Below are 16735 nucleotides of genomic sequence, written 5' to 3' on the forward strand. Positions count from 1 at the left end.
GCTCAATGCGCGTCCGCCGCCATGGATTCGGCGCGGATCTCTTCGGTCAGGCGCGCCTTGAGGTCCATGAACTCGGGCGAGGTCTTGATCGTGTAGTGCCGCGGGTGCGGCAGGTCCACGGCCAGCTCGGTCTTGATGCGGCCGGGCCGGGCGCTGAAAACCGCCACGCGGTTGGCCATGAAGATGGCCTCGTCGATGTCGTGGGTCACGAACATCACGGTCTTGCGCTCGGCCTCCCAGATGCCCAGCAGCAGCTCCTGCATGAGCACGCGGGTCTGGTTGTCGAGCGCACCGAAGGGCTCGTCCATCAGCAGGATCTTGGGGTCGTTGGCCAGCGCGCGGGCAATGGCCGTGCGCTGCTGCATGCCGCCCGAGAGCTGCTTGGGGAAATGCTGCTCGAAGCCGCGCAGGCCGACCTTGGCGATGAAGTAGTCGGCACGCTCCTTTTGCTGCGCCTCGGGCATGCCGCGCTCGCGCAGGCCGAAGCGGATGTTCTGCTCGATGGTGAGCCAGGGAAACAGCGTGTAGCTCTGGAACACCATGCCGCGGTCGGCGCCGGGGCCTTCCACGGGGCGGCCGCCCAGCAGCACACGGCCCGAGGTGGGGTGGTCCAGCCCAGCCACGATGCGCAGCATGGTCGACTTGCCGCAGCCCGAGGGACCGAGGATGGTCACGAAATCGTTTTCTTCGACGTCGAAATCCACGGGCAGCAGGGCCTGGGTCACCTGCCCCTTGGGGCTGACGAAGGTGCGCGAGACACCTTGGATGGACAGCAGCGGGTTCATCGCAGGGCGCTCCATGCAAACAGACGGCGGTTGACAAACTTGAAGAAGGAATCCGACACCAGCCCGATGAGGCCGATAACGATGATGCCGAAGATGATCTGGCCGGTGTTGAGCAGCGCCTGGCTGTCGGTAATCATGTGGCCGATGCCCGAAGACGAGCCGATCAGCTCGGCCACGATCACATAGGTCCAGGCCCAGCCCAGCACCAGGCGCAGGGTCTCGGCGATGTCGGGTGCGGCACCCGGGATGAGAACACGGCGCACGATGCCGGTGGGCGTGGAGCCCAGCGTGTAGGCCGCCTCCACCAGGTCCTTGCGGGCATTGCCGACGATCACGGCCACCATCAGGATGATCTGGAACACCGAGCCGATGAAGATCACCAGCAGTTTCTGCATTTCGCCCAGGCCTGCCCACAGGATCAAGAGGGGAATGAAGGCCGAGGCCGGCAGGTAGCGGCAGAACGATACGAACGGCTCCAGGAACGCCTCCACCCCCTTGTGCGCGCCCATCGCGATGCCCAGGGGCACCGCCACGATGGCAGCCAGGATGAAGCCGCCGAGAACGCGCCACACGGTCATGCCGATGTCGTGCAGGAAGCCGAACTCGGTGAACAGCAGCCAGCCTTCCCTGGCCATGGTGACCGGGCTGGCCAGGAACGTGGGCGACACGAAGCCCCCCAGCGTGAACACCGACCAGGCGGCGAAGAACAGAATGAAAAACGCCACTCCCAGGACCAGCCGCGTGCGGGTGCTCACAGGTTCTAGCGGGGCCAGGGCCCGGCGGCGAGGCCGCTCTGGCTCCAGCGCAGGTGCAACACCCATCACGCGACTCATGGTTCTATCCTTTGGTGGTTGCTTACTTGATGAAGCTGTCGTCGAACATCGCAGGGAAGTTCTCGGGCGCCTTGCGGATCACGCCGGCTTCGAGCAGGATCGCGCCGGCATCCTTCATGAAGGACGTGAGCTCACCCGCGAAGAACTTCTGGTTCGCGGCCTTGTCCTGCCAGCGCAGGAAGGCCGAGGACTTGGCGAAGGCCTCGCCCGTCTGCTTGACGGCGGCGCCCATGATCTCGTTGGACTTGGTCGGGTCGGCCTTGATCATCTCGAGCGCGTCGAAGTACGAATTGGCCAGCGCCTGTGCGGCCTTGGGGTTGGCCTTGAGCCACACGGGGTCGCAACCCACGGTGTCCATCACCATCGGGTATTCGATGGTGGTGGCCAGGATCTTGCCGGCTGCGGGGTTGGCGCGCACGGTGGACAGGTAGGGCTCATAGGTCATCGCAGCGTCGTTCTGGCCCGACACGAAGGCTTGCGCAGCAGGCTGGGGCTCCAGCGAGACGATCTTCACGTCCTTGAGGCTCATGCCGTTCTTGGACAGCATCCAGGCCAGGCCGAAGTACGGGGCGGTGCCCGGTGCGCTCACGCCGATGGTCTTGCCCTTGAGGTCGGCAAAGCTTTTGACGTCGTTGCGCACGGCCAGGCCGTCGGCGCCGTAGGACTTGTCGAGCTGGAAGATCTGCACGATGGGCACACCGTTGGTGTTCCAGGCGACATGGGTCTCCACCGTGGTGGCCGCGCACTGGATGGCTTTGGAGGCCAGGGCCAGGTGGCGGTCCTTCTGGGGGATCATCTTCAGTTCCACGTCCAGGCCGTTCTTCTTGAAGATGCCGGCCTTGTCCGCCAGCGTCAGCGGGGCGAAGCCCGTCCAGCCGGACATGCCCAGAACCACCTTGGTCTCCTGGGCCTGGGCCGGTGCGGCCAGCCCCACCACACACGCAACCGCCGCTGCCAGCGACGCCATCTTCACAACCATTCGGCTCATCATCAGCTCCTGTAGGGGAAAAAAGTACTTTTATGCATCCGGAGGAAAGCAGGCCTTGCTTCCTGGGTCCGATGATGGAGGTTCTATCGTACCTGTCTATACAGGGTAAACGCTAGGAAACCCGGCCCTCGGCCCCAAGAAACCGCCCCGCTTCCCGTCTCTTGGGACCGCCTTTCGAGCCATCCCATGGTCGGGCCCGCTCGGGGCGCTGGCCGGTGCTTTACCGGCACAGCGATTTAGCAAATTGCGGGCCAGTGCCAGGCGCCCTGATTGCACCAGAAAGGTGCAACCACCCGCACTCAGCCCAGCAGCGTGCGCGCAATGATGTTGCGCTGCACTTCGGAGGAGCCCTCGTAGATGCGCAGGATGCGGGCATCGCGCACATAGCGCTCCAGCGGCATTTCGCGCGTGTAGCCATAGCCGCCGTGGATCTGCAGCGCCGCATCGGCCACGACCCCGACCATCTCCGAGGCATGCAGCTTGGCCATGGCCGATTGCAGCGTGAAGGGCTGGCCGGCCTGGCGCAGTACAAGCGCTTGCAGGGTCAGGCCCCAGGAGGCCTCCAGGCGCAGTTTCATGTCGGCCAGCATCCACTGCAGGCCCTGCTTGCCGGCAAGGGGCTCGCCGCCCACCAGGCGCTCCTTCATCCAGTGCGTGGTGCTTTCCAGCGCCGCCTCGGCAATGCCCAGGGCCGTGGCCGCCACGTCCAGGCGGCTGTTGTCCAGCACCTTCATCGCCGTCTTGAAGCCCGAACCCTCGGCCCCGAGGCGGTGGCTGGCCGGCACGCGCACGCCATCGAACGCGACCTCGAAGGCATGCGCGCCCTGGATGCCCATGAGTTTCTCGGGCGAGGAGATGCGGATGCCAGGGCTGTCCATCTCCACGATGAAGGCGCTGACGCCGCGCGCACCGGCATCCGGGTCGGTCTTGGCGAAGACCACGAGGAACTGCGCCTCGCGCGCGTTGGAGATGAAGTGCTTGACGCCATCGATGCGGTAGCCGTCGCCCTCGCGCACGGCGCGGGTGCGCAGGTCCGCGGGGTGCGATCCGCCGCGCGGCTCCGTGAGCGCAAAGCCCGCCAGCCATTCGCCGCTGGCTGCGCGCGGCAGGAAACCCTGGTGCTGCTCGGGGCTGCCGCCGATGAGGACCGCATCGGTCCCCAGGTAGTGCGCGCCTATCATCGACGAGGTGGCCGCGCAGGCGCGCGAGATTTCCACCAGCGACAGCAGCATGGCCGCGGGCGTAACGCCCGCACCGCCCAGGTGCTCGGGCAGGTTCATGCCCATCACGCCCAGGGCGGCGAGTTGCGGCACGTGGCAGGTGACGGACAAGGCCTGCTCGTCGATTTCGCGCGCGCGCGGCGCCAGCACCTCGGCGGCGAAACGGGCAACGGCGTCGGCAATGCCCTGGTCATCGGGGGTCACACCCAGTCGGTTCATCGTGGTCATAAAAAGCTCCTTGCGGTGTCAATGGGAGGTGGCGGCAGCCTGCGCCGGGCCGAAGAGCCCGGCCTCGCGCAGCGCCGCGAGCCGCTCGCCGCTGCAGTGCAGCAGCGCGGCCATGAGTTCGTCGGTGTGCTCACCCAGCGCCGGTGCAGGCTCGGCGCGGTTGGGCGCGGCGCCACCGAACTTGACCGGCTGTGTGGGCACGCGCAGGCCGGGCAAACGCGGGTCGTGTACCTCGCGCAACAGGCCGCGCGCCCTGCCCTGTTCGGATTCGAGCGCCTGGGCCGTGGTCCACAGCGGGCCCCCGGGCACGCCGGCTGCCTCCAGTGCGGCCACCACCTCGGACACCAGCAGTTGACCGGCCCAGGCCTCGATGGCGGCAGCAAGCACCGGCTCGTTGGCATGGCGCAGCTCGTCGCTGGCAAAGCGTGCCTCAGTGGTAAAGCCGGGTTCGCCAATGAGGACCGCGAGCGATGCGAACAGCTTGTGGTTGAGCACGGCCAGCGCAAAATGCCCGTCCCTGGCCCGGTACACGCCAAAGGGGGCCGAGAACGCATGCCGGTTGCCGCTGCGCTGCGGGCTCTGGCCGGTGAACAGGTAGCGCCCCACGCCCGTGACGAGAAAGCTCAAGGTGGCATCGAACATGGCCACGTCCACATGCTGGCCCTCGCCCGTGCGCCGCTGCTGCAGCAGTGCCGCCAGCGTGGCCCAGGAGGCGAACAGGCCGGCGATCACATCGGACACGGCCTCGCCGACCATGGTGGGCGCGCCTTCGGGGTCGCCCGTGGATTCCATCAGTCCGCTCATGGCCTGCACGATGATGTCGTAGGCCGGCAGGTGCGCCAGTGGGCCAGTCTGGCCGAAGCCCGAAACGCTCACGTAGACCAGCTTCGGGTTTACGCCGCGCAAGGCTACGGGGCCCACGCCCAGGCGCTCGGCCACGCCGGGACGGAAATTCTCGACCACCACATCGGCCGTGGCGGTCAGGGCCGCGATGGTCTGCGCGGCACCGGGGTGCTTGAGGTCCAGCACCAGGCTCTTCTTGTTGCGGTTGAGCGCCGTGAACAGGCTGCTCATGCCTTCGCGCATGGGGCCGATGTGGCGGTAGTCGTCGCCCGTGGGCGGCTCGACCTTGATGACTTCGGCACCCAGGTCGGCCAGCAAGGCCGTGGACAGCGGGCCCGCGAGCACGCGGCTGAAGTCGAGGATGCGCACGCCATCGAGCGGGCGGGTGGTTGGGGTCATGGCGGGAATCTCCAGGCAATGGAAAGGAAGTGCCATGTTTGCCCATTCCTGCATCAAAATAAAATATTCAATCTTGATGCAATGGATCAACTATCTTGATCAATCTCAGCCTGCGACAGCTCGAATACTTTGTGGCCGCAGCCCAGCATGGCGGCGCGGCGCGTGCCGCGCACGCGCTGAGCGTCTCGCAGCCCTCCATCTCCAAGGCGATCGCCGACCTGGAGGCGCTGTGGAACGAAGCCCTGTTCGTGCGCCGCCACGCGCGCGGCCTGGACCTGACGGCGGCAGGCCGTCTGCGCCAGCGCGAGGCACAGGTGCTGCTGGAGAAGGCCCGCGCCCTCGAAGGGCCGCGGCGTGAGGAAGAGGCAGGGCTGCTGCGCGTGGGCTGCCTGTCCACGCTGGCACCCCGCTATCTGCCGGAAATCCTGGTGCGCATGCGCGCGAAGCACCCGCAGGTGGAGATCGAGATGCATGAGGCCGACACCGAAACCCTGGTGCAGATGCTCGAGCGCGGCGCGCTCGACACCGCCCTGCTCTACGACCTGGGCTTGGCGCGCGCCGTGCGGCTGGAAGCAGTGACCTCCTTCGCGCCCTATGCGCTGCTGCCGGCCGGCCATGCGCTCGCCACCCGCAGCAGCCTTCAGTTGTCCACGCTGGCGCAGGAGCCCTTCATCCTGATCAACCTGCCGCACAGCCGCGAGTATTTTCTCTCGCTGTTCCGGCAGGCGGGCGTCACGCCGCGCATCGCGCATCAGACGCCCTCGATCGAGATGGTGCGCTCGCTGGTGGCCAACGGCCTGGGGGTGTCCGTACTCACCACGCGGCCGGTACGCGATTGGAGCTATGACGGCAAGCGCCTGGCCTGCCGGCGCCTGCGCGGGCCGCTCGCGGCCCAGTCCGTGGTACTGGCCACCCCGGGGCAGCAGGGCCCCGAGAACCCGCGCTCGGCGCTGTTCGCGCGCATGGCCAAGGCGGCCTTCGCGCAGCAACGCGACGCGATGACCACTCCCGCGCCAGGCCAGCGGTAACGGCGGCCTCAGCCCTTGGTGGGCGTCACCTGCGCGGGCTCGCCTGGCAGCGTGATACGCACCGACAGGCCCGGTGAGGCATTGCGCAGCTCGAACTGCCCGCCATGGGCCTGCGCCACCAGGCGGCACAGGTACAGCCCCAGCCCCACACCACCGGTGGCGCGCTGGCGTGCGACGTCGGGGCGGTAGAAAGCCTGGGCCATGCGCGCCAGGTGCTCGGGCGGCACGCCGGGGCCGTGGTCGCGCACCTCCAGCTCCACACCCGTGGGGGTGCTGCGCAGGTGCAGCTCGGGCGGTGATGCCGTGGGCTCGCAGTGGCGCAGGCTGTTGTCCAGCAGGTTGCGCAGCACCAGGCGCAGGCGCCCGCGGTCCAGCGCCAGCACGGGCAAGGCGGGGTCGGCGATGACCACGATGTCGTGGGCGCAATCGTGCCGCACCTCCAGCTCGGCGATTACCTCGCGCGCCAGCTCGGGCAGGTTGGTGGGCTCGCGGTGCAGGGCCGCATGCCGGCCAGCCAGGCGCTCGCTCTCCAGCAGGTCGGAGATCAGGTGGGCCATCTCGCCAAGGTCGCGCATCAGCGCCTCGCGCTGGGGCCCCACTTCTGGGCCTTCGGGCAACAGCTCGGTGTTCAGGCGCGCACGGGTCAGCGGGCTGCGCAGCTCGTGGCTCATGGCCAGCAGCAGGGCGCGCTTGGCCTCCAGCATCTGGTGGATGTCCTCGCCCATGGTGTTGATGGTCACGGCCAGCTGGCCCAGCTCATCGGGCCGGTGGGCATGGCGCACCGGGATGGGTTCGCCAAAGTCGCCCTCGCCAAAGCGCCGGGCGCCACGGCGGATGTCGTCGAGCGGGCGCAGCAGGTGGCGCACGTAGACATACGACAGGCCTGTGAGCAGCAGCAGCACCGACAGCGTGACCCAGGCCACGCGCGGCTTTTGCTCCCACGTCATCGCATTGAGGCCGAACTCGATGGAATGGCCATCGGCCGTGGTGCGCTGCAGCAGGCGATGGCCATCATCGCTGTCGCCCAGCCAGTGCCGTTCGGCCCGATCCTTGTCCTTGTCACGGCCCAGGCGGTCGCGCATCCAGTCGGGGCGCGGAATATCGGGGTGCGATACCCAGTTGACCACCGGCCCCTGGATGCGCAGGTGGATGGGCAGGCGCTGCACGATGGCCTGCGCACGCTCCACGCTGGGCGGGGTGCCGATCTCGCCGGCAAGGCGGTCCACATAGTCCATCAGCAGCGGCCGCGCCGCCTCGCGCCAGCCGACCGACAAGGCCTTCTGCACGCCCCCCACGAAGGTGATGGTGGTCATGCAGGCCAGCACCAGGAACAGCAGCACCAGGCGGATGCGCAGCGAGTGCCCGACGGCATCGCGCGCGCGCCGGTGCCACGGGCAGGGCTGGCCATCCTCGCCATGGCGATGGTGGTGGCGCCACCAGCCGCGCCGCTCAGTTTGCGGCGCCCCCCCGGGGAGCTGTGCCGCTGCGCTGCGGCCCCAGCGCCTCATGGTGCTGCCTTTCGCAGCGCCAGCGAGTAGCCGGCATTGCGCAGCGTCTTGATGCAGTCCAGCGGCTCGAGCTTCTTGCGCAGGCGGCTGACCACGATGTCCACCGCACGGGTGTAGAGCTCGGCCTCGTGGCCACGCAACTGGTTCAGGATGTCGTCGCGGCTGAACACCCGGCCCGGCTCGCGTGCCAGCAGGTGCAGGAGGTCGAACTCGGTACCGGTCAGCTCCACCGGCTCGCCCTGGCGCAGCACGCTGCGGCGGGCGGCATCGATGTGCAGGCCTTCGAATTCCAGCGGCCCATGGGCCTGCCCGTTGCCCGGCCCATCGCTGCGCCGCCGGCGCAGCACCGTCTGCAAGCGCGCGACCAATTCGCGCGGTTCAAACGGCTTGGGCAGGTAATCGTCGGCCCCCAGCTCCAGCCCCACCACCCGGTCCATCACGTCGCCGCGCGCGGTGAGCATGACGATCGGCAGATCACCCTGCTTGCGGATGGTGCGGCACAGCTCGAAGCCATCCATCTCGGGGAGCATCACGTCGAGGATGGCGGCATCAAAGCCGCCCGCCGCGAGCTGCGCCAGCCCCTCGCTGGGCCTGAGCGCATGCGTGAGCTCCAGCTCGAAGCGCTGGAAATAGATCGCCAGCGGGGGGCCAAGCTGTGCGTCGTCATCGATGAGCAGGATCCGGTGCATGGGGCCGATTCTTACATTGACAGCGATTCGCCCAGGGCACGGTGCCGAACGATCAATTGGCGCAGGCGGTGCTTGGCGCCCGTGTGCAGGGCGTCGAAGCGGTCGGCCGCGTCCAGCAGCGCAGGCAGCGTCAGGGCGGCATGCTCGGGTTGGCGGGCCACCAGGCCCATGGCGTGCTCGCGGTCGAAGCGCGGGCCCCAGACCAGCGACATCAGCTCGTCATGGGGGTCCGGCACGCCCGCCAGGAGGCGGGGGCCATGCATGCGCATACGCTGGGTGAGCGTGTGGATGGGTTCCAGCGTGGGTGACATGCGTGGCTCCCTGCGCTCAGCCGTGGGACATCCAGCCGCCGCCGTGGCGGCCGCGCCTGTCCATCATGTCGCGCACCTTCTGCTGCTGCGCGGGGTTCAGGCTGTCGTAGAAGTCGGCCATGGCGGCGATCACCTCGGGGCTGGCGGTCTGCACGGCACGGGTCTTCTCTTCCATCAGGGCCTGGGCGCGGGCACGGTCGAAGGTGGCGCCTGCGACGATGGCCTGCACCTCGGCGCGCGGGTCGGGGGTCTTGCCCTTGAACGCAGCACGCTGGGCCTGCAGGGTGTCGGCCAGGGCGTTGAGCTTGAGCTTCTGCGCGTCATTGAGGTCCAGCTTGCTGCTCACGCGGTTGACGACCTTGCCACGGATTTCGGCGATCTTCTCGGGGCCCATCTCGCCATGGCGGTGGCCGCCTGCACAAGCGGTCAAACCGCCCAGGACGATGGTAGCGCCGAACACGCCGGCCAGGGTTTTCTTGATCCAGGGTTTCATGGTGCAGTCCTTTCATGGACGGTGTTGAACATGGGTCCTATGGTGCGCCTGGACGGCTTTTTGGGGGTCTCGGGGCAGTTTCGGTTTATTTCGGAATGTATCTACGAGAGGTTGCAGGGAATCGTTGACGCATTGGGGTCTATGCAGACGGCTTGCTTTTGCAGAGGGCGGAGGCCGGGGTGTGCGCCCGGCGGCGCACCTACCTTCTTTTGCTTCGTCAAAAGAAGGTAGGCCAAGAAAAGACGACCCCGCTGCCCGTGTCCCCCTCGCACTGCGTACGAGGGGGCAGCCTGCGATGCTCGGTCCTGGGGTGACGCCGAAGAACTCCCTGCGCTGCCTCTGCGAGGCAGCTCCGGTCAAACAGCTTCGGCGAGCCAGATGACGATGCGCGTGTCCTTCGGCACGCGCTCACCCCAGGCCCTGCGCTTCTCGGCACGGTCAGAAGGGGGTGGGAGCGGGCTCCACTCGGGCCATCGCCTCGCTCGGCCTGTGGTCCTTCGCTGCGCTCGGCTCGCCAGGGCGACTGCGTCCAGGACGTCGGCAGCGCGCAGCGCGTACCCGACCCCAGGCGCAGCTGCTAAAGCAGCAGCCGTGTGGTAACCGCTCCCCACCCCTGCTGGCTGCGCCGAGAAGCGCAGGGCCTGGGGTGGGTGCGTGTGCCGAAGGACACACGCACTTCGTGATCTGGCTTGCCGCAGCTGTTTGAGCGGAGTTCGAAGAACGCAGCGAGTTCTGCGGCACCACCCCAGGACCGAGCATCGCAGGTTGCCCGCAGCGAAGCGAAGGGACGCAGACTGGGGGTCGCCTTTTCTTGGCCCACCTTCTTTTGGCGACGCAAAAGAAGGTGGGTGCGCCGCCGGGCGCACATCCCGGCTCCCGCCCTTTGAACACAACAGACACCCCTACAGCCACCAGCAGCAGTGAACCCCAGTCGCGCTACGATCCACCCACTGACACCCCAGCGATCTACAGCGCATTCGCCCCGAATGAACCCACTCTCAAACCCATCCACCGCCCCTCGCTACGAAGCCGTCGACGCCCTTCGTGCGCTGGCCATGGTCTGGATGGCCGCCTTCCACTTCTGCTTCGACCTGGCCCACTTCGGCCTGTGGCCCCAGGACTTCCGCACCGACCCGGTCTGGACCACGCAACGCACCCTGATCCTGAGCCTGTTCCTGTTCTGCGCGGGCCTGGGCCAGGCCATCGCGCTGCACCAGGGGCAAAGCCTGGAGCGCTTCGCACGCCGCTGGCTGCAGATTGCCGGCTGCGCCCTGCTGGTGAGCCTGGGCTCGTTCTTCATGTTCCCGCGCAGCTTCATCTACTTCGGCGTGCTGCACGGCATGGCGGTGATGCTGTTGATCGCCCGCTTCACGGCCGGCTGGGGCGCATGGCTGTGGCTGTGCGGCCTGGTGGCACTGGCACTGCCCGTGGCGGCCACCCACCTGCTGACAGGGGCCTTCAGCGAGCTTGCGCCGGCCTTCAACGCCCGCACGCTCAACTGGCTGGGGCTGGTGGGGCGCAAGCCCTTCACCGAGGACTATGTGCCGCTCTTTCCCTGGCTGGGCGTGCTCTGGTGGGGGCTGGCCGCTGGCCAGTGGGCCCTGCACCGGCCAAGTGGGCCGCAGCTGCTGCAGGTGCGCCTGCCGACCGCCCTCCAACCCATGGCCGTGCTGGGCCGCTGTTCCCTGAGTTTCTACATGGTGCACCAGCCGGTGCTGATCGCAGTGGTGATGGCCTTGGCCTGGATGTTCAAACCCTGATCCGACCAGACCCCACCATGAAAAAACGCGGCCGAGGCCGCGTTTTTGCTGGCAGGCACGCGCAATGGCGTGCCGTCACAAAGCCGATTACTCGACCTTGGCCTTGGAGCGCAGCTCTTCCTGGTACTTGGCCAGCTTTTGCTGTTGCAGTTGCTGGGCCACCTGGGGCTTCACGTCTTCGAGCTTGGGCAGCTCGGCCTGGCGCACGTCGTCCAGGCGGATGATGTGGTAGCCGAACTGGCTCTTGACGGGCGTCTGCGTCATCTTGCCCTTTTCGAGCTTGATCATGGCTTCGGTGAATTCCGAAACGTAGCTCGAAGGATTGGCCCAGTCCATGGCGCCGCCATTGGCGCCGGAGCCTGGATCCTTGGATTGCTTCTTGGCGATCTCTTCGAACTTGGCGCCCTTGTTGATGGCGGCAATGGCAGCCTTGGCGTCGGCTTCCTTTTCGATCAGGATGTGGCTGGCCTTGTATTCCTTGCCGCTGTTGGCGGCGACGAACTTGTCGTACTCGGCCTTGACTTCCTCGTCCGTCACGGGGTTGTTCTTCTGGAAATCCATGAACAGTTCACGGATCAGGATGGTCTGGCGCGCCAGTTCCATCTGGACCTTGAAGTCACCGGAGGTTTCCAGGCCGCGCTTCTGGGCTTCCTGCATGAACACTTCGCGGGTGACCAACTCGTCCTTGATCTGGCCTTCGACTTCTGGCGTCAGGGGACGGCCCGAACGCACCAGTTGCTGCTTGAGCACTTCAGCACGTTCCTTCGGAATGGCCTTGCCATTGACGATGGCGATGTTCTGGGCGGAAACGGGGAGGGCCATCGTGCCCAGCACGGCAGCGGCCACGAGGCCGGACAGGAGCTGTTTCTTCATGCGGAATCCAAAAAATGAGAAAGTAATTGCCAGCTGAAATCCGGCAGATGAGGACAATGGGGCCGGTTCAGAGGATTTCAATAGCGAGGGCGTGGACGCCCGCATCCAAAAATTCCTGCAGCGCATCATACACAAGGCGATGGCGCGCCACCCGGCTCTTGCCTGTAAGCAAAGGTGAGGCAATCCGCACCCGAAAATGGGTGCCAAAGCCCGTGCCATTGGCCCCCACATGCCCGGCGTGGTCGGCGCTTTCGTCGATCACTTCGAGCGCTGTGGGCGCCAGACGTTCGGCCAGGCGCTCGTGCATCTGCCGGGCCAGGCTGGGCACCGTGGTCGCATCGGTCGTGTCCATGGTCATGCGGCAGGCTCGTCGTTCTTGAGGTGGGGGGCGATGTAGATGCCCTGCGCCACCAGGAAGACCAGCGGGAATGCATAGCCCCAGAGCTTGAACTCCACCCAGGCCTCGGTGCTGAAATTGAGCACCACGTAGGCGTTGATGGCCGACATGAAGGCGCAGTAGATCACCCAGGCCACGTTCAGGCGCATCCACACGCCATCGGGCAGCTCCATCTGGCTGCCCAGCAGCAGCTTGAGGTAGTTCTTCTTCAAGATCCACAGCGCCACGGCGAGCGCAATGGCCATGGCCCCATAGAGCACTGTCGGCTTCCACTTGATAAAACGGTCATCCTGCAGCACCAGCGTGAGCGTGCCGAACAGCAGGATCAGCGCCAGCGTCACCTTCTGCATGGTCTGCAGACGCCGGTCGATCAGGTAGACCAGGGCCATCTGCACCACCGTGGCCGCCATCAGCACGCCGGTGGCCACATAGATGTTGTAGAACTTGTAGGCGGCGACGAACAGGACGATGGGAAGGAAATCGAGCAGGATTTTCATGGGGCGGGGTCAGGGGGCCTTGTCGTCGAAGTCGAGCGAGGCCGAATTCATGCAGTAGCGCAGGCCGGTGGGCTGGGGGCCATCTTCGAACACATGGCCCAGGTGGGCCCCGCATTGTGCACACACTGTCTCGGTGCGCGACATGCCATGGCTGTGGTCCACGATTTCCTGGATGGCGCCGGGCACGGCTTCAGAGAAGCTGGGCCAGCCGCAGCCCGCGTCGAACTTGGTGTGCGAGTCGAACAGCTTGGCACCGCAGCAGATGCAGTGGTAGCTGCCATCGGCCCAATGGGCCTCGTACTTGCCGGTGAAGGGGCGCTCGGTGGCGGCAAAGCGCGTCACCTGCAGGGCACCGGGCTCGGCCCCTTTCTCCTGCAGCACGGCCTGCCATTGGGCATCGGTCTTGTGGACGGGATAGGTCATGATGAACAGCTGATCTCGATGGAAGAAGCCCATGCGGGCGGGAAGGCAGCGTAGGACTCGTGCCCGGGATGCTCCTCAAATGGGCTCTCGAGCAGCTGCTGCAAGGTTTGGAGTGGCCCGAAGTCGCCAAGTTTCGCTGCGCGGATGGCTTCTTCGCACAAATGGTTGCGCAGCACGAACTTGGGGTTGGTGGCCAGCATGGCCTCGGACGCACGCGCGCGATCCGCCAGCCGGGGCTGCGCCAGGTATTTTTCAAGCCATTCGTCCCAGGCGGCCTGGTCGGGCACCATGCCGCGCACGGGCTCGAATTCGCCCGTGCCCACGGCGTGGGACAGGCGGCGCCAGAAGATCGGGTAGTCCACCCCGCCCTTGGCCAGCAGCACCAGCAGGCCATCGATCAGCTCGGCATCGCCCTCCTCGGCTTCCTGGCCCAAACCCAGCTTGGCGCGCATGCGGGCCATGAACTCGGCGGGAAAGACAGTCTTGTACGACTCCAGCGCGGCCATGGCCAGTTCCTGCTCGCCGATCAGCGGCAGCAGCGCCTGCGCCAGGCAGAACACATTCCAATAGGCCACGTTGGGCTGGCGGTTGTAGGCGTAGCGGCCCTGGGTGTCGCTGTGGTTGCAGACATGGCCAGGCACGAAGGAATCGAGGAACTGAAACGGCCCGTAATCGATGGTCAGCCCCAGGATGCTCATGTTGTCGGTGTTCATCACGCCGTGGCAAAAGCCCACGGCCTGCCACTGCGCCATGAGCACTGCCGTGCGCTCGCTCACCACCTGCAGCAGCGCGGCATAGGGGTTGCCACCGAATTGGGCCGACCCCCGGCATTCCGGGTAGTAGCGGTCGATCACGTAGTCGGCCAAGTCCTTGAGTTCCGCGTCCATGTCGTTGGCCGAGAAATGCTCGAAATGGCCGAAGCGCAGGAAGCTCGGCGCCACACGCGTCACCACGGCTGCCGTCTCGATCTCCTCGCGGCGCACGGACGCAGGTGAACCGGTAATGCACAGCGCACGCGTGGTCGGCACGCCCAGGCCCTGCATGGCCTCGCTGCACAGGAACTCGCGGATGCTCGAGCGCAGCACCGCCCGGCCATCGCCCATGCGCGAATACGGCGTGCGGCCCGCGCCCTTGAGCTGGATTTCGAGCCCTGCAGCGGTCTCGCCAAGCAGAATGGCCCGGCCATCGCCCAGTTGGCCCGCCCAGATACCGAACTGGTGCCCGCTGTACACGCTAGCCAAGGGGCGCGAGCCCGGGAGCAAGGCATTGCCCGTGAAGGCCTGCAACGCCGCATCGCTGCGCAGCCAGGCCCCATCGACCCCCACCAAGCGCGCCACGCTGGCGCTCGTACCCACCCAATGGGGGTCAGGCAACGGCGTGGGCTGCAGTTCGGTGAAGAAAGCCGGGCCCAGGGCGGCAAAGCCCTGCTGCCAGGCCAGTCCGGATGCGGCGACCGCCTCGCTGTCGGAAGACATGTTCATGCACGGATTGTCTCCCAGGGGTGATGCCCCGCTGGCAGGCGGGGCATGCCGCTCGGCCAGTCACCTGCTTTGTGACCAGTCGTTTCAATCGTTGCAATGATGCAGCCTGATCGGCAGGCAGCCTCATCCCGGCTTCACGGCATTGAAAATTGCCATTATTTCTATAACAGTAAAGACTTTTTTGCTATCTTTTTTGAACAATTGCAGCCATATGGAATACGGGTAAACCCAGTCCTCTTACCCCATTTATTATTTCTAAAACTGGAACAGTTAGTTCGCGACTGGATGGTTTTTCTTTGATCACCTGCGGCGTACAGTTCAACCCATCGATGAGCCGAACCCGCAAGGCGACTCACCGAACCCGGTTCAGAGTGTTTTTGCTCCGGTTTTTTTGAGTCACTTTTTTCTTCCAAGGATTTCATCATGAACACGACCGCACGCTTCCTCTCCATCGCCGCTGTTGCCGCTTTCGCTTCCTTCGGTGCCCAAGCCGACGAAGCTGATGCTTCGCAATTCGCCACCAAGTTCGACACCAACCGCACCCGCGCCGAAGTGGCCGCTGAAGCCGCTACCGTGGCACAGACCCGCAGCATCGAGCCCGCTGGTTCGCGTGTGGTGACCTACAAGTCCACCGCCGACCGCGCTGCCGTGCGTGCCCAGGCTGCCGATGCCGTGCGCACCGGCCAGATCTCTTCCGGCGAAATCGGCGCTCTGTAAGCCGCCCCGGATTGAACTGACCTGACCTCCTATCCAACCCAACAAAGAATCGAGATCACCATGAACAAGACTGCACGTTTCCTCTCCCTGGCCGCTGTTGCCGCTTTCGTTTCCTTCGGTGCCCAGGCTGACGAAGCCGACGCTTCGCAGTTCGCCACCAAGTTCGAAACCCAACGCACCCGTGCCGAAGTGGCTGCTGAAGCTGCCACCGTGGCACAGACCCGCAGCACCGAACCCGCTGGTTCGCGCGTCGTGACCTACAAGTCGACGGCTGACCGTGCTGCTGTGCGTGCAGCAGCCGCAGAAGCTGTGCGCCTGGGCCAGATCCCTTCGGGCGAAATCAGCTCGATGTAAAAGTTGCGGGCCTTCCCATGGTGGTGGTATCTCACGGTCGTGGGTACCGCCACCATGTGGAAGTGTTTCCCCTCTCTGCCCGGAAACGGGCGACATTGAAAAGGGCTCCTGTGCAGGAGCCCTTTTTCCTTTGGGGTCGGCCCCTGGGGGCTTCACGTCGTGGTTTGCACGTGCAGGCGGCTCGACTTGCAGCGGTGCAAGGCGCTGTAGTACTCCAGGCGCCGGCCATTGGCACCGTAGGCGATGGACTCGATGCGCAAGAGCGGCTCGGGCGTTGCCAGTTGCAGCAGTTCGCAGGTCTCGGCGTCGGGCAGCACGGCGTCGATCCAGCGCTCGGCGCGCACCAGGCGCACGCCGTACTGGCGGCGCAGCACGTCATACAGCGAACGGTCATCGAGGCGCATGCGGTGCAGGCCGGGCGCCAGGTCTGCTGGCACCACGGTTTCCACCAGCAGGCGCAGCTCGCCGTCCACGCTGCGCAGCCGCTTCAAGGCCACCACCTGGGTGTCGTCCGTGAGCCCCAGCGCACTGATCTCCTGCGGCGTGGGGTCACGCAGCTGCTGCACAAGGACCTGGGTTCGCACCGAGCGGCCCTTGCGCTCCATCTCGTCGGAGAAGCCGAGCACGGTGGAGACAAAATCCTCGTCGCGCTCGCGCGCCGCGACGAAGGCACCACGGCCCTTGATCTTGTAGATCAGGTTGTTGCGCACCAGGTCGGCCAGCGCCTCGCGCACCACGATGCGCGAGATGCCGAACTGCTCGCCGAGCTCGGCCTCGGAAGGCAGCTTGGCGCCAATGGCCAGTTCGCCCTGCAGTATCTGCAGGCGCAGGGCATCGCGAAACTGCGCCCACAGGGGCGATTCGGAGTTGCGGTCGAGCAGGGGCTGGAGTTCGGTCGGTGAATTCAC

Annotated in this window: 19 protein-coding genes; 4 read left to right on the plus strand and 15 right to left on the minus strand. The window is 66.1% G+C overall.

Annotated features, from left to right (window positions below; translation table 11 throughout):
- Positions 1–2: 2 nt before the first annotated feature.
- From ACSQ3Y_RS22990 to ACSQ3Y_RS23010, 5 genes are all read right to left on the minus strand, one after another.
- Positions 3–785 carry an ABC transporter ATP-binding protein gene (locus ACSQ3Y_RS22990; protein WP_305743517.1) on the minus strand — a complete coding sequence of 261 codons (783 nt, stop codon included), beginning with the start codon at positions 783–785 and terminating at the stop codon, positions 3–5.
- Positions 782–1618, minus strand: a complete 837-nt coding sequence (locus ACSQ3Y_RS22995; protein ID WP_436178999.1) for an ABC transporter permease — start codon at positions 1616–1618, stop codon at positions 782–784. Before ACSQ3Y_RS22995 ends, ACSQ3Y_RS22990 begins: the two co-directional genes overlap by 4 nt.
- A gap of 22 nt (positions 1619–1640) precedes the next feature.
- Positions 1641–2606: an ABC transporter substrate-binding protein gene (locus ACSQ3Y_RS23000; protein ID WP_007856930.1), complete on the minus strand. Its 966-nt coding sequence runs from the start codon at positions 2604–2606 to the stop codon at positions 1641–1643.
- 299 nt (positions 2607–2905) lie between these two features.
- Positions 2906–4054 (minus strand): acyl-CoA dehydrogenase family protein, encoded by a 1149-nt coding sequence (locus ACSQ3Y_RS23005; RefSeq protein ID WP_436179000.1) that lies wholly within the window; start codon positions 4052–4054, stop codon positions 2906–2908.
- 18 nt (positions 4055–4072) lie between these two features.
- Positions 4073–5296 (minus strand): CaiB/BaiF CoA transferase family protein, encoded by a 1224-nt coding sequence (locus tag ACSQ3Y_RS23010; protein ID WP_436179001.1) that lies wholly within the window; start codon positions 5294–5296, stop codon positions 4073–4075.
- Positions 5297–5391: 95 nt separating this feature from the next.
- Here ACSQ3Y_RS23010 and ACSQ3Y_RS23015 point away from each other — a divergent pair, with 95 nt between their 5' ends.
- A complete protein-coding gene (locus tag ACSQ3Y_RS23015; protein ID WP_436179002.1) occupies positions 5392–6324 on the plus strand; it encodes a LysR substrate-binding domain-containing protein in 933 nt (310 codons plus the stop codon).
- Positions 6325–6332: 8 nt separating this feature from the next.
- Here ACSQ3Y_RS23015 and ACSQ3Y_RS23020 read toward each other — a convergent pair whose 3' ends face one another.
- Genes ACSQ3Y_RS23020 through ACSQ3Y_RS23035 form a run of 4 tightly spaced genes read right to left on the minus strand, consistent with a single transcriptional unit; the run spans position 6333 to position 9325 of the window.
- Entirely contained in the window at positions 6333–7832 is a 1500-nt protein-coding gene (locus ACSQ3Y_RS23020) for a HAMP domain-containing sensor histidine kinase (protein ID WP_436179003.1), read from the minus strand.
- The gene (locus ACSQ3Y_RS23025; RefSeq protein WP_428000088.1) at positions 7829–8521 is read right to left on the minus strand and encodes a response regulator transcription factor; all 693 of its coding nucleotides are present in this window, start codon (positions 8519–8521) and stop codon (positions 7829–7831) included. The genes ACSQ3Y_RS23020 and ACSQ3Y_RS23025 overlap by 4 nt, the downstream gene beginning before the upstream one ends.
- 11 nt (positions 8522–8532) lie before the next feature.
- Positions 8533–8832 carry a hypothetical protein gene (locus tag ACSQ3Y_RS23030; protein ID WP_057203830.1) on the minus strand — a complete coding sequence of 100 codons (300 nt, stop codon included), beginning with the start codon at positions 8830–8832 and terminating at the stop codon, positions 8533–8535.
- A 16-nt stretch (positions 8833–8848) separates the two neighbouring features.
- Positions 8849–9325 carry a Spy/CpxP family protein refolding chaperone gene (locus ACSQ3Y_RS23035; protein ID WP_057269682.1) on the minus strand — a complete coding sequence of 159 codons (477 nt, stop codon included), beginning with the start codon at positions 9323–9325 and terminating at the stop codon, positions 8849–8851.
- Between the two features lie 986 nt (positions 9326–10311).
- Here ACSQ3Y_RS23035 and ACSQ3Y_RS23040 point away from each other — a divergent pair.
- Positions 10312–11085 carry a DUF1624 domain-containing protein gene (locus ACSQ3Y_RS23040; protein WP_436179004.1) on the plus strand — a complete coding sequence of 258 codons (774 nt, stop codon included), beginning with the start codon at positions 10312–10314 and terminating at the stop codon, positions 11083–11085.
- 87 nt (positions 11086–11172) lie between these two features.
- On the opposite strand, the gene ACSQ3Y_RS23045 is transcribed toward ACSQ3Y_RS23040, so the two are convergent.
- The 5 genes from ACSQ3Y_RS23045 to ACSQ3Y_RS23065 all read right to left on the minus strand — a co-directional run bounded on the left by ACSQ3Y_RS23045 (position 11173) and on the right by ACSQ3Y_RS23065 (position 14756).
- Positions 11173–11958 (minus strand): peptidylprolyl isomerase, encoded by a 786-nt coding sequence (locus ACSQ3Y_RS23045; protein WP_057206175.1) that lies wholly within the window; start codon positions 11956–11958, stop codon positions 11173–11175.
- Positions 11959–12025: 67 nt separating this feature from the next.
- Entirely contained in the window at positions 12026–12310 is a 285-nt protein-coding gene (locus ACSQ3Y_RS23050; protein ID WP_057206263.1) for a BolA family protein, read from the minus strand.
- A gap of 2 nt (positions 12311–12312) precedes the next feature.
- A complete protein-coding gene (locus ACSQ3Y_RS23055) occupies positions 12313–12852 on the minus strand; it encodes a septation protein A (protein WP_057206173.1) in 540 nt (179 codons plus the stop codon).
- 9 nt (positions 12853–12861) lie between these two features.
- Entirely contained in the window at positions 12862–13275 is a 414-nt protein-coding gene (gene msrB, locus ACSQ3Y_RS23060; RefSeq protein WP_057206171.1) for a peptide-methionine (R)-S-oxide reductase MsrB, read from the minus strand.
- Positions 13272–14756, minus strand: coding sequence for a protein adenylyltransferase SelO (locus tag ACSQ3Y_RS23065; RefSeq protein WP_436179005.1), 1485 nt, complete (start codon positions 14754–14756; stop codon positions 13272–13274). Before ACSQ3Y_RS23065 ends, msrB begins: the two co-directional genes overlap by 4 nt.
- A 423-nt stretch (positions 14757–15179) precedes the next feature.
- On the opposite strand from ACSQ3Y_RS23065, the gene ACSQ3Y_RS23070 reads away from it, so the two are divergent.
- Together ACSQ3Y_RS23070 and ACSQ3Y_RS23075 are read left to right on the plus strand one after the other, a co-directional pair.
- Complete coding sequence (locus tag ACSQ3Y_RS23070) at positions 15180–15473, plus strand: DUF4148 domain-containing protein (protein WP_305743727.1); 294 nt, start codon at positions 15180–15182, stop codon at positions 15471–15473.
- A gap of 60 nt (positions 15474–15533) precedes the next feature.
- On the plus strand, positions 15534–15827 hold the full coding sequence (locus tag ACSQ3Y_RS23075) for a DUF4148 domain-containing protein (RefSeq protein ID WP_436179006.1): 294 nt from the start codon (positions 15534–15536) through the stop codon (positions 15825–15827).
- Between the two features lie 152 nt (positions 15828–15979).
- On the opposite strand, the gene ACSQ3Y_RS23080 is transcribed toward ACSQ3Y_RS23075, so the two are convergent.
- Positions 15980–16735, minus strand: a complete 756-nt coding sequence (locus ACSQ3Y_RS23080; protein ID WP_057206168.1) for a GntR family transcriptional regulator — start codon at positions 16733–16735, stop codon at positions 15980–15982.

This window comes from Acidovorax sp. LjRoot66, from assembly GCF_964253305.1.
Classification (GTDB): Bacteria; Pseudomonadota; Gammaproteobacteria; order Burkholderiales; family Burkholderiaceae_C; genus Acidovorax.